The organism is Ancylobacter sp. Lp-2, assembly GCF_020523795.1.
Lineage (GTDB): Bacteria > Pseudomonadota > Alphaproteobacteria > Rhizobiales > Xanthobacteraceae > Ancylobacter.
Genome location: NZ_JAJALI010000005.1, coordinates 1 through 12,124 on the forward strand (window position 1 = coordinate 1; position 12,124 = coordinate 12,124).

Genomic DNA, 12,124 nt, shown 5'->3' on the forward strand with positions numbered 1-12,124 from the left:
ACGCGGAAGCCGGTGATAGACCAGCGCGCCCGAGCGCAGGTCGTCGGAAATGTAAGACGCCATGGAAACAGTTCCCTTCCGCAGCAGTGGTAGATCGGCCATTGGCCTGATGATTTTATTACAGGCGCCGTAGCGGCAGCGTCCACGCCAGCACCGAGGCCGTCGCGGCGAAGGTGCTGATCAACAGGAAGCCGGCCCGGAACGCTTCGGCGATGTCCCCACGAAGCGCAGGCGTCACCGCGGCCAGGGCCTGCGGGTCGCGCCCCAGCAATTCGCCGAGCATGCCGGTGGCCTCGCTTCCCGCAAGGTTGATGATCATGAAGATCACCGTGCCGACCAGCGCCGTGCCGAACGCCGCGCCGAGCGAGCGCGACAGCTGCACGGAAGCGGAGGCACGGCCGAGGTGATGCGCGCCCGCCGCCCATTGCACGGTGATCTGCACCACCCCCATGACGCTGCCCATGAAGAGCGAGGCGACGCCGAGCATCATCGAGGCCGCCAGCGTCGACAGGGTGGGCGACAGCGACCCGAAGGTCAGCAGGCACAGCGCCGCCAGCGTAAGACCGACGGAAGGAAAGATCGCCGTGCGACCGGTGCGGCTCACCAGACGCCCGGTCATGATCGAGCCGAGGCCGATGCAGGCGGTCATCGGCAGCATGACGAGGCCCGTCCGCGCGACCGTCATGCCGTGAACGACGCACAGATAGATCGGAATGAAGGTGATCAGCGAGACGATGCACGCGCCGTGCAGGAAGGCCAGCGCGTCGCTACGCCAGATCGCCGGCGCCCCCAACAGGCTGAGAGGCAGCAGGGGTACGCTCGCCCGCCGTTCGCGCCAGATCAGCAGCGGCAGCAGCACCGCCGTCGCCACGATGAAGCCCCCCAGGCGGACAGGTGAGAGGGAGGCGAGATTCTGCAATTGCTCCAGCGCGATGAGTGCGCAGGAAACGGTGAGCGCGAACAGCACGACGCCGGCATAGTCGAAGCGGAAATTCTCCGCCGTCGCGTGATGGGCAGGCAGCCGCGACACCAGCACGGCCGCGATCGCCACGATCGGCAGATTGACGAGAAAGACGGACGGCCAGCCGAAACTCTCCGCCAGCACGCCACCGAGAACCGGCCCCAATGTGCTGGCGGTGACGGCGACCGACGCGGTGTAGCTCTGGAAATGCCCCCGCTGCCGAGGCGGCACGGTCTCGCCGATCAGCGCGTGCGACAGCGTCATCAGCCCGCCGCCGCCAAGCCCCTGTCCGAAGCGGCCGACGGCCAGCATTTCGACGCTCGGCGCCAGCGCACATAGCAGCGAGAAGACGGCGACTAGGCCGAGAGCCACCAGCAGCAGCCGGCGGCGCCCGAAGCTGTCGCCAAGCAGCCCGAACACCGGCGCCGAAATGGTGAGGGCGACCAGATAGGTCACCATGATCCAGGACAGACGCTCGATGCTGCCGAGCTCCTGGCCGATGCTGGGAAGCGCCGTGGCCACGATGGTCTGGTCCACGACGGCCAGGAACATGGGCAGCATGATGGCCGGAAAGACGGTCAGGAACTGCGTCCGGCCTGTGTCGGGAAGATGCAAGGCAAGGTCCACCGGATTGGGCTCGTACCTTCCCGAACGGGAAAGGACGTCATACGTGTCTTGTAGCGGCGGTTCAGTTTTTGGCTACTGCCGCCGGCAACACCAGCGCGCGGAAAGTCTGATCCACCTGCTCGGCCGGCAGATCGATCGTGATCACGACCAGTTCGGAAAGATCGGCCGTCCCCGCTCCGGCGGGAAATGTTTCGGGCCGGCTGAGGGTCGCGCCAACTCCGTGGATGACGATCGGCTCGGTGGTACCTTCGATCCTGAGAATACCTTTCATGCGCAGCAAATTGGAGGGTCGGCTCGAATAGAGCAGATCGAGCCAGTCCCGCAGCCGCGGCCAGGCGAGCGGCCGGTCGCAGCGAATCGACCAGGACTGGACCTTCCGATGCATGTTCCCGCCGCCCGGCGCCCTGAGGGTGTGTTCCGTGCAGGGCATGCCCGGCGCATGCGTGCAGGTCTCGCCGCCGTCGCAACGGAACGCGGAGCCGGGCGACGGGCGCGCCAGGCGTGGACCGGCGAGATCGAGGATCGCCGCCGGGGTGGTCGCCTCGTCGTCGCCCGTCAGTATCTCCGCTAACGGATTGACCGCGCGCAGCTGGCCGACGAGGTCGAGCACCTGATCGACATCGGCGAGATCGCATTTGGTGACGACGCAGAGATCGGCCTGCGCCACCTGCGAGAGCATCTCGTCGGTGCCGGCGATCTGCATTCCGCCGAGCAGGCCATCCACCGTGACGATGACCTTTTCCAGCCGGACGAGGCCGGCGAGCCCCCTCGCCGTCGTCAGATCCTGGATGATGGCGGTGGGATCGGCGAGGCCGGTGGTCTCGATCACGATGCGCGAGAAAGCCGGCAATTCGCCGTTCCGCACCCCGGCGAACAGGTCGCCGATGACATCGACCAGGTCACCGCGCACCGAACAGCACAGGCAGCCGTCCTCCATCAGCAATACGTTCTCGACGGAGGACTGCACCAGCTTGTGGTCCAGGCCAACCTCGCCGAATTCGTTGATGATGAGTGCGGTATCCACCAGCTCCGGCGCATCGAGGATGCGCCGGAGCAAGGTCGTCTTGCCGCTGCCAAGGAAGCCGGTGAGCAGGTAGATGGGAATGGCGGCGTCGCCGCCGGCCCGCCATTGCCGCTCCATCCTCATATTGTCTCTCCCGCTACCTGCGCACGCCCGGTCAGGCGCTTTCCTCGACCAGCTTCTGCTTGCGCGAGCGCGCACCCGACAGGATGGCGACGATCACGAACACGCCGAAGAGCACGAACAGGGCCGCGCTGATCGGATGCTCCAGGAAGATCATCGGATCGCCGTTCGAAATGGTCAGCGAGCGCCGGAAGTTCTCCTCGAAGATGGGGCCGAGCACGAGGCCCAGCACCAGCGGCGCCGGCGAGCAGTTGAACTGCCGCGCCACCATGCCGAACAGACCGAAGAAGGCGGCCAGCAGCACGTCGAAGGTGGAGTTCCGCACGCTGTAGACGCCGATGCAGCAGAACAGAATGATGCCGGGATAGAGGAAGCGGTAGGGCGTGGTGAGCATCTTGATCCACACGCCGACCATCGGCAGGTTGAAGATCAGCAGCATCAGATTGCCGATCCACATGCTGGCCACCACGCCCCAGAACAGGTCGGCATGGTTGGTCATCAGCTCCGGACCCGGCTGCACGCCCTGGATCATCAGCGCGCCCAGCATCATCGCCATTGCCGGGCCAGCGGGAATGCCGAGCCCGAGCATCGGGATGAAGTGGGTCATCGCGGCGGCGTTGTCGGCCGCTTCCGGTGCCGCCACGCCCTCGATGGCGCCCTTGCCGAAGCGGGACTTGTCCTTGGCCACCTGCCGCTCCACGGCATAGGCGACGAAGGCGGAAACCAGCGGCCCGGTGCCGGGAAGGATACCGAGCGCGGCACCGATGCCGGTACCGCGGAAGATGGCGGGAAAGGCCTGCTTGAGATCGGCGAAGCGCGGGAACAGCTCCGAGAACTTCACCGACAGGGCACCGTGGCGCTCCGGCGCGCCGATATGCTGGGTTACCTCGGCGAAGGCGAACAGGCCGACGGCCACCGTCACGAAGTCGACGCCCTCTGCCAGTTCCGGCAGACCGAAGGTGTAGCGTTCCAGCCCGCTGCCCACATCGGTGCCGACGGTGCCGATGAGCAGGCCGAGCACCGCCATGCCGAAGGTCGACAGCGCCGAGCCGTTGGACATCACAGATGCCGTCATCAGCGCGACCGCGATCAGGGCGGTGTATTCGGGGGCACCGAACAGCAAGCCCGCCTCCGACAGCAGCGGCGAGAACAAGGTGATGACGATGATGCCGACACACCCGGCGAAGAAGGAGCCGATCGCCGACACGCACAGCGCGATGCCCGCGCGGCCCTGCTTGGCCATGGGATGACCATCCATGCAGACGACCACCGAACTCGGCTCGCCCGGCATGTTAAGCATGATGGCGGTCGTCGAACCGGCATGGTGGGCGCCATAATAGATGCCGGCCAGCATGATGAGCGCCGACACCGCCGGCACCTGGAACGTCAGCGGCAACAGCATGGCGATGGTGGTGACCGGGCTGATGCCCGGCAGAACCCCCACCATCGTCCCGATCATCGATCCAAGAAGACAATAGGTGAGGTTCTGCATGGTCAGCGCGATGCCGAAACCATGCGCGAGCTGCGAGAAGATATCCATGAAAGCCTCCCCGGCCTCGGATTAGAAGTTGGGCCAGAGCTCGAGGGGAAGCCCAAGCATCTTCACGAAAATCAACGCGGAGAAGACGATCAGGGCGAGGGCGAGCAGCAGGTATTCGAGCGGGCGTGTCCTGATCTGGCTGTAGCCGATGCACAGCAGGAGCAGCGCCGAGGCCCCCAGGAGTCCGATGCGCTCGACCGTAAGGCCGAAGACGAAGACACCCAGCGCCACCGAGAAGGTGGGCACTAGCGGCCAGGCCGCCATTTCCTCCCGCGACGCGCTGGCGAGCGAAGAGATCACCGACAGCACGCCGATGATGCACAGCAGCGAAGAGAGCAGGATGGGGAAATAGCCCGGGCCCATATTCTGCACGGTGCCCATCTGGTAGTTCCGCGCGATGAGAATGCCGGCGGCACCGATCGCGAAGAACACAAGGCCAGAAAAGAACAACGGGCTGTTATTGGGGCGGCGAGCGGCCCGCTGGGGGCGCGGCTCTGGCGGGTGTCCGTGTTGCGACATCGTTAAACTCCCTGGAGAGGAGGAGCGCGCGTCACCTGGCGCGCTCCCGCTGGCGGTCGCCTACGGGGCGACTTCGATATGGTTGTCCTGGATGATCTTGAGCCACTTCGCCCGCTCGGCGTCGACGAAGCTGGAGAAGTCTTCCGGCGACTTGCTCGGCGTGGCCTTGATGTACTGGTCGGCCAGTTTCTTCTGCACGTCCGGATCGTTCATGATGCCCGAGACGGCCGTATAGAGCTTGTTCACCACTTCCGGCGGCGTCTTCTCCGGCACGAACATGCCATGCCATGCCGAGGTGCCGATGTCGCCATAGCCCAGCTCCTGCATGGTGGGCACGTCCGGCAGTTCGGGAAGCCGCTCGGTCCAGGTGGTGGCGAGGCCCTTCAGGCGGCCGGACTTGATCAGCGGCAGGCCACTCGCTTCGTTGAGGAATTCGAGCTGGATCTCATTGCCGAGCAGTGCCGGCAGGATCTGGCCGGCGCCCTTATAGGCGATGTGCGTGGCATCGAGGCCGTTCACGGTCATCAGGCGCAGCATGTCGATCTGCGGGTAGGTTCCGACGCCGCCCGAGCCATATTTGATGTTCTTCAGCTCGCCCGACTTCATCTTGGCGACGAGATCCTGGATCGAATTGACCGGCAGATCGCCATTCGCCGACAGGATGCCCGGCACCTGGATCAGGTTGCTGACCCCCTTCAGCTTGATGCCCTTGGTCTTCTCCGGATCGGTGGCGAAGGTGATGGCGTTGGTCGAGACATTGCCGACCAGGATCGTGTAGCCGTCGGGATTGGCGTTGTTGACGGTCTGGTTGGCCAGCGCGCCGGTGCCGCCCGGCTTGTTCTCCACGATGACCGGCTGCCCCCAGAGGGTGTTCAGCCGCTCGGCGACGATACGCGCGGCGGTGTCGGTCGGCCCGCCGGGCGGAACCGGCACGACGATGCGGATGGTCTTCGACGGATAATCGGCGGCGTGCACCGTAGCCGCCGGCAGGGCGAATGCCGCTACGGACAACAGGCCCGCAGCAAGGGTAGACTTGAAATGTTTCATCCTGTTCCTCCCGATGCTCGTCTCTTTTCGAGACGTTCTGTTCGACTTTGCCGGCGAGGCGAAGATCGAACGTTCTTGGATTTTCTGCCTCTTCAGACAGATTTTATTTCTTCCGTCAGGGCAGGCAGCGGCGATACGACATCGCCGCAAATTCTATGACTAGGGGTCGTCTTCGTATCGTCTTGCGGCCGGGTGGCAGTCCCGGCCGTGATCGTCAGGCCAGCGGGGCGGCGCCCAGCTCCCGCGCCAGATTGTTGAGGCGCTGCAGCAGCGGGGCCGGCATGGGCACGCCCTGGCGGATCCGCTCGGCGCGGCGAGCGCTGCGATTTTCGCCGGGCAGCCGGATCGCATCGACGCCGGGAAGCCGCGCGCCCGCTTTCAGCGCATCGGCGTGTCGGCGGACCTCGCTTTCGAACTCGGCGAGCGGCCGGAAGCGGTTGACGTCGAGCGCGACGACGAACTGGCCGGTATTGGTCGGCTGGTTGCTGACCGCGTTGAAGTCGATCACGTCGAGCCCCATGGCGGCGCCGTTCAGCGTCCCCGCCAGGAAGCCGAGCATCAGGGCGAGCCCGCTGCCCTTGTAGCCGCCGATGGGCAGCAGCAGACCTTCCGCGCTCTGCTTGGGGTCGGTGAGCGGTCCGCCCGAGCGGCGGTCGATCATCCAGCCTTCCGGCAGCGGCTTACCGTGCAGGGCGTATTTCTTGATGGTGCCGTAGGACACGACCGTGGTCGCCATGTCCAGCATCAGCAGGTTGCCCTCACCCGCCGGCAGGCCGATCGCCAGCGGATTGGTGCCGAGCGCCGGCTCGGTACCGCCCCAGATCGCCATGTGGTTGGCGCTGGCGACCGCGGAATAGAGCCCGATCATGCCGTGCTCGACGGGCAAGGCCGCCCAGATCGACGCCGAACCGGCGTGGTTCGAATTGCGGACGCCGACCCAGCCGATGCCGGCTTCGCGCGCCAGCTCCACCACCGTCTCCGCCGCCTTCTTCATGACGAGATGGCCGAGGCCGTCACCGCCATCGACGATGGCGGTAGCCGCTGCCGAACGATGCACAGTGATGGATGGCGTCGGGTTGATCGCGCCCTGACGGATCATGGTGGCGTATTGCGGCAGGCGGAAAATGCCATGCGCGTCGGCGCCGGTCAGGTCCGCCTCCACCAGGAGTTCGGAGGCAGCCTCGGCATCCGGCTCGCTGACCCCGAGGGCGTGCAGCACGCGGGTGGCGAAGGCGACAAGCGTCGCGGCCGGCAGGACGAGATCCTCGGCCGGGCGGCTGTTCTCGATCGTGGCGGTGCTCATCACAGCCTCTTCAGGTGCTCGGCCGCGATGGGGCGCGTCTCGCCGCTTTCGATCAGCGTCCGCGTGGCGGCGATGTCGGCGTAGATCCAGAGGATCTTCATCTCCTTGTCGGCGGATGCGTTGATGAACCGGTGCGGCAGGTTGGGCGGCAGCCAGGTGGTGTCCATCGGCTTGAGGCGATGCTGCACCCCGTCGATCTCGGCGATGGCCTCGCCCTCGAGCACCATCACGCTCTCCTCGCAATTGTGGCTGTGCAGCGGGATCGCCGCGCCCGGCGCGAAGATGGTGATGCCGTTGATCAGGCTGCGCGCCCCCAGCGAAGGCACCACCAGCGGGATGGTCTTGGCGCCATTGCCGCGATCCGCCGCCCGGATCTCGTCCGGCCGCAGCACGACACCTGTGATTTCGCCGTCCTTGTTCACGTTCGCTCCTGACATGTCTTGTTCGCCGGCTCAGCTTTGAACCGGACCGACCCACAGGGTCTTGATGTTGGTGAATTCGCGGATGCCGTAGACGCCGAGCTCGCGGCCGTAGCCGGACTTCTTGATGCCGCCGAACGGCAGGCGCGCGTCGGACGCCACGAGCCCGTTGACGAACACCGCACCGGCCTCGATGTCCCGCGCGAGGTGGTAGGCACGGGACAGGTCGCCGGTCCACAGCGCAGCACCGAGGCCGTATTCGGTGTCGTTGGCGACCGCGACGGCCTGCTCGGCATCTCGCACCCGGATGATCGGCGCGACCGGGCCGAAGATCTCCTCGCGACAGGCGGTCATGTCGAGTTCGACATGGTCCAGCACGGTGGGCGCGTAGAAGGCGCCCGGCCCGGCGAGCGCGTCGCCGCCGAGCGCCACGCGGGCACCCTCGCGGACCGACTGCATCACCTGGCGATGCAGGTCGTCGCGCAGATCGGCGCGGGCGATCGGCCCGACCTGGGTATCGCGGTCCATCGGATCGCCGGTACGCAGGGCCCGGACATGCGTGAGGAACTGCTCGGTGAAGGCATCGGCGACCTTCTCCTCCACGATGAAACGCTTCGCGGCGATGCAGCTCTGCCCGGTGTTCTGGAAGCGGGCGCGGGCGCCGAATTCCGCCGCGCGGGCAATATCGGCATCCGCCAGCACGATGAAGGGATCGGTGCCGCCGAGCTCCAGCACCTGCTTCTTCAGGTGCTTGCCCGCCTGTGCGGCCACCAGCTGGCCGACCGGGGTCGAGCCGGTCAGCGTCACCGCGGCGATGCGGTCGTCGGCGATGAGGCCGGCGACGGCGGAAGAGGGAATGAGCAGCGAGCGCGACAGCCCGGCCGGGACGCCGGCCCTGGCCAACGCCTGCTCGATCGCCAGGGCGCAGCCTGGCACATTGGCGGCGTGCTTCAGGATGGAACCGTTGCCTGCCGCGATCGCCGGGGCGAAGAAGCGGAAAAACTGCCAGAACGGGTAGTTCCACGGCATGACGGCCAGCACCACGCCGAGCGGATCGAACACCACGCGGCTCTCGGTGGCGTTGCTCGCGATCAGCTCGTCGGCGAGGAAGCGCGGCGCGTGCTCGGCGTAGAATTCACAGGTCCAGGCGCTCTTCTCGATCTCGGCCTCGGCCTCGCGAATGGGCTTGCCCATCTCCTGCGTGATCAGGCGCGCATAGGCGTCCCGCTCGGCGCGCAGCGCCTGCGCGACCTTGCGCAGCAGGGCGCAGCGCTCGACCATGCGGGTCTTGCGCCAGGCCCGCTGGGCGGCGACCGCCTCGCCGAGCGCCTGATCGATATCGGCCGCCGAATGCGGCTCATAGCGTGCGAGCTCGTCACCGGTCGCGGGATTGATCGAAAGAAACATGCCATTGCTCACTTTGAGGCCACAGGCCGCCACCGGCGGCGCGATCCGGGCCGCCTAGATTTCAATGAGGTCGAACGGGAAACCGGCTTCCTTCCCCTCCGCGTCGGGCACGAGGCGGCGGGGGTTGTCGAGGACGCGGTACCGGCTGCCCATGACCAGCTCGAACGTTTTCCGGTAGTGATTGACCAGCAGATCCGCCGCCTGGTCGGCATCACGCGCGATGCATCGCTCCATGATGTCGCGATGCGCCTTGACCAGGTTGCGCTGGACCGGGATCGACCCCTTCGCGGAAATCAACCGGCGCCGCGCGCGATAGCGCGAGGACTGCTCGTACAGCTTGCGGCAGAAGCTCAGCAGCCATTCATTGTCGCAAGCCGCCAGCAGGCTGAAATGGAACTCCTCGTGGCAGGCCGACCATTCCGGGGTAAGCACGAACTTGCCCCCGGCGGCGGCCACCTTCGCGAGGCGATGAAAGGCCAGCACGACACCGTCCTCCCAGCGCTGATCGCCCTTGGCGATCGACAGCCGAAGCGCCGCCTCCTCCACCACCAGGCGGGCATCGGTGATCTTCAGGAACTCGGCCTCGTCGAGGTCGGCGACGAAGAAGCCCTTCTGCTCCCGCTTCACCGCCAGCCCGTCGGCGCATAGCCGGTTGAGCGCGTCGCGCAGCGGGCTGAGACCGACCGCGTATTTGGCGCTCAGCTCGGCCGGCAGGAGTTTCTGGCCCGGTGCCAGACGGCCATTGGTGATGTCGGCGTAAAGCAGCCCATAGGCCAGCTCCGCCAAGGAAGCGGGCTTCTTGTCGTCCATGCTTCCCCGAGCACTCATCGTAACACCCTGTTGCGGCTCGTTTTCATGAGATGCGAACGCAAATCGACGACAGCCCGGCATGCCCGGCCGCAGGCCGCCACGCGCCGATAACCCTCGTCATGCCCTCGCCGACCATCCGGCCCGTCCCGGCAGCTTCAAGAAGGGCACAGGCAGCGGCCATCGGTCAAGATAATTTATAAATCTCTTTTCCGATTCCAATTTTTTGTATATTCGTCGCGGCATCACACCTCCCTCTTTCACGTCCGGAGACTCAGAATGGAAGGCGCGCTTTCCAAGAATATGAAACTTCTTTCCCATGACGTGCTGAGGGGATTCGGCGGCATTGGCGAAGGCATGAGCATGCAGATCGCCGCCGATGGCCGGCGCATCATGTGGGTGGCGCATGAGGGGCCGCCGATGAACTTCACCGGCGTGGACGTGAGCGATCCGCGCCGTCCCTCGGTGGTCGCGCAGACCAAGCTGCCGCACAACAACATGCGGTCGAATTCCCTCGAAGTCTGCGGCGATCTTCTCGCCGTCAGCTACCAAACCGCCAAGCACGGCATGAAGCCGGCCGGCGTCGAGCTGTTCGACATTTCGGTCCCGGAAAATCCGCGCTCGATTTCCTTCTTCGACATGTCCGGACCGCATTCGCGCGGCGCCCACTGCCTGTGGTTCGTCGACGGCGAATTCATCCACTGCTCCGGCGCCGCCGCCGACTTCGTGCCGCGGCATCCGCGCGACGACCAGTTCTACATGATCATCGACGTGCGCGACCCGGCCAACCCCAAGGAGGCCGGACGCTGGTGGCTGCCCGGAACCCGCGAGGGAGACGATGCGCCGCCGCCGCCGCGCCTCAACCCGGTGCCGCTCGATGTCATTCGCGGCGGCGATGCGTTCCGCCTGCACAATGCCAACGTCTATCCCGAGCGGCCGGACCGGGCCTATATCGGCTATATCGACGGTGGCGCCTTCATCCTCGACATCTCCGACAAGTCCGCCCCCAAGGTGGTAAGCGCCTGGAATCCGCACCCGCCTTATCCGGGCTTCACGCACACGGTGATGCCGCTGTTCGAGCGCGGCCTCATCGTCGTCACCGACGAATGCATCCAGGACGATGCCAAGGACTGGCCCAAGCTCACCTGGATGCTCGACGCGCGGCTGGAGACCAATCTGGTGCCGATCGCCACCTTCCCGATTCCGTCGGTGGAGGAATATGGCCATAAGGGCGGGCGCTTCGGCTCGCACAACATCCACGAAAATCGCCCCGGCCCCTCCTTCCGCAGCGAAGAGGTGATCTTCGGCTGCTTCTTCAATGCCGGATTGCGCGTCTACGACATCAAGGATCCCTATCGCCCGGAAACCATCGCCTATTTCGTGCCGCCGGGCCCGGAAAACTCCCGCGTGCCGACCGCCCAGATGAACGACATCTATGTCGACGAGCGCGGGGTGATCTATGCCGGCGAGCGCTGGACCGGCGGTCTTTATTGCCTCGAAGCCAATATCTGATCTCCGCCGGCAAAGGATGCGTCCTTGAACGTGCACCGTACCCGACCTTGCGCGGCCATCGTCTTCGGCGCGATCCGCGATCCCGCCGTTGCGGCACGGCACACGCTTGCCGATCTCAGGCAGTCGGGCCTCGGGCTGGGACAGGGAGCGGCACTGGTGAGCGCGGGGTCCCCCGCGCTCCGGCTTAATTCGCGGGGCTGGTTCGCCTTGCGTCCGCAGGAAGCCGCAGAGCTTGGCGCCCATGCCGACCGCGTCGGGTTCTGCGCAGCCCGCCTGCGGACCTCCGTGCCGCTCTTTGCCGGGGCGCTGCGGCCGTTCCTCGAAAACTACATCGCCTTCCTGCAGCAGCGGATCCAGCTCGACCGCGACGCGCTGGAAGCCAAACTCGAAGCGGTCGGCTTACCCGTCGCGGGTGGAATGCTCGATTATCGCGACTGGATCTATTCGGGCTTCCTGCCGCTTCCCAACGCCCATGTTCTGCTGGCGGAAGCGGATGCCGATGCGGAGCCGGCCTTCGCCCACATCGACTGTGCCTTCTGGACCGGGCAAACCCTCGTCGCGGTGCTGTTCGACAGCCACAATATGCCGCTTCCGAGCGAACGGCGGGCCCTTGAACGGTTGGAGGCCGAATTCCCAGACGTCGAGATCGTTCGTATTCCGGCAACCCGGCGCGGCGAACCGGCCGCCCTTACCGGCCGGCTCGGAGAACTGCTCGCCGGCTTCGCCGCGGACGTCACACTGCCCTATGGCCTGTTCCGCGCGGATGCGGCCTTCGCCGCCGGCCTCTAGCGTTCCGACCACCGGAATCACGCAACCCCGCCCCCCCGCAGATGCCGCG

At 66.1% G+C, this 12,124-nt stretch carries 11 protein-coding genes; 2 read left to right on the plus strand and 9 right to left on the minus strand.

What is annotated here, in order from left to right; translation table 11 throughout:
* Window positions 1-118: 118 nt before the first annotated feature.
* The 9 genes from LGR54_RS13580 to LGR54_RS13620 form a co-directional block, all read right to left on the minus strand.
* Window positions 119-1,588, minus strand: coding sequence for an MFS transporter (locus LGR54_RS13580; RefSeq protein WP_230362515.1), 1,470 nt, complete (start codon window positions 1,586-1,588; stop codon window positions 119-121).
* A 61-nt stretch (window positions 1,589-1,649) separates the two neighbouring features.
* Window positions 1,650-2,729, minus strand: coding sequence for a GTP-binding protein (locus LGR54_RS13585; RefSeq protein WP_230362516.1), 1,080 nt, complete (start codon window positions 2,727-2,729; stop codon window positions 1,650-1,652).
* Window positions 2,730-2,766: 37 nt separating this feature from the next.
* Window positions 2,767-4,272 (minus strand): tripartite tricarboxylate transporter permease, encoded by a 1,506-nt coding sequence (locus LGR54_RS13590; RefSeq protein WP_230362517.1) that lies wholly within the window; start codon window positions 4,270-4,272, stop codon window positions 2,767-2,769.
* Window positions 4,273-4,293: 21 nt separating this feature from the next.
* Entirely contained in the window at window positions 4,294-4,791 is a 498-nt protein-coding gene (locus LGR54_RS13595; RefSeq protein ID WP_230362518.1) for a tripartite tricarboxylate transporter TctB family protein, read from the minus strand.
* A gap of 60 nt (window positions 4,792-4,851) precedes the next feature.
* The gene (locus LGR54_RS13600) at window positions 4,852-5,838 is read right to left on the minus strand and encodes a tripartite tricarboxylate transporter substrate binding protein (RefSeq protein ID WP_230362519.1); all 987 of its coding nucleotides are present in this window, start codon (window positions 5,836-5,838) and stop codon (window positions 4,852-4,854) included.
* 214 nt (window positions 5,839-6,052) lie between these two features.
* On the minus strand, window positions 6,053-7,141 hold the full coding sequence (locus tag LGR54_RS13605; RefSeq protein WP_230362520.1) for an Ldh family oxidoreductase: 1,089 nt from the start codon (window positions 7,139-7,141) through the stop codon (window positions 6,053-6,055).
* On the minus strand, window positions 7,141-7,563 hold the full coding sequence (locus LGR54_RS13610) for a cupin domain-containing protein (protein ID WP_230362521.1): 423 nt from the start codon (window positions 7,561-7,563) through the stop codon (window positions 7,141-7,143). Before LGR54_RS13610 ends, LGR54_RS13605 begins: the two co-directional genes overlap by 1 nt.
* Before the next feature lie 30 nt (window positions 7,564-7,593).
* Entirely contained in the window at window positions 7,594-8,967 is a 1,374-nt protein-coding gene (locus LGR54_RS13615; protein WP_230362522.1) for an NAD-dependent succinate-semialdehyde dehydrogenase, read from the minus strand.
* Between the two features lie 54 nt (window positions 8,968-9,021).
* The gene (locus LGR54_RS13620) at window positions 9,022-9,858 is read right to left on the minus strand and encodes a GntR family transcriptional regulator (RefSeq protein ID WP_230362523.1); all 837 of its coding nucleotides are present in this window, start codon (window positions 9,856-9,858) and stop codon (window positions 9,022-9,024) included.
* A gap of 219 nt (window positions 9,859-10,077) precedes the next feature.
* Between LGR54_RS13620 and LGR54_RS13625 the strand changes: the two genes are divergently transcribed.
* Window positions 10,078-11,286: an LVIVD repeat-containing protein gene (locus tag LGR54_RS13625; protein WP_230362524.1), complete on the plus strand. Its 1,209-nt coding sequence runs from the start codon at window positions 10,078-10,080 to the stop codon at window positions 11,284-11,286.
* 24 nt (window positions 11,287-11,310) lie between these two features.
* Window positions 11,311-12,075, plus strand: a complete 765-nt coding sequence (locus LGR54_RS13630) for a hypothetical protein (protein WP_230362525.1) — start codon at window positions 11,311-11,313, stop codon at window positions 12,073-12,075.
* Window positions 12,076-12,124: the final 49 nt, after the last annotated feature.